This window comes from Pseudoalteromonas sp. c7(2019), from assembly GCF_011378625.1.
In the GTDB taxonomy this organism is placed as follows: domain Bacteria; phylum Pseudomonadota; class Gammaproteobacteria; order Enterobacterales; family Alteromonadaceae; genus Pseudoalteromonas; species Pseudoalteromonas arctica.
The window spans coordinates 1-321 of record NZ_WTKS01000133.1; the positions used below are offsets into that span (position 1 = coordinate 1).

Below are 321 nucleotides of genomic sequence, written 5' to 3' on the forward strand. Positions count from 1 at the left end.
CGGTTAATAACATTAATTAGATCATAATAATCTGTAATAAAAGGGATTTATCAATGAGCAATGTTAAGCGTTTAGCGATGCTTGGAATCACCAAGGAATACCCAGGCTGTAAAGCGAATGATGAGGTATTTCTAGATATAGAACATGGTGAAATCCATGCGCTGTTAGGAGAGAATGGCGCGGGCAAAAGTACCTTAATGAAAATGCTTTATGGTGTAGTAAAACCTGACTCAGGTAGCATTATATGGAATGGGACACCTGTCTCTATTGACCAACCTTCGGTAGCACGTGGTTTAGGTATTGGTATGGTTTTTCAGCACT

Annotated in this window: 1 protein-coding gene; it reads left to right on the top strand. The window is 39.3% G+C overall.

The genetic code is table 11. The features are described from left to right. Positions 1-53: 53 nt before the first annotated feature. The coding region (locus GQR38_RS20305; RefSeq protein WP_165738084.1) for an ATP-binding cassette domain-containing protein at positions 54-321 on the top strand (268 nt) is incomplete at its 3' end.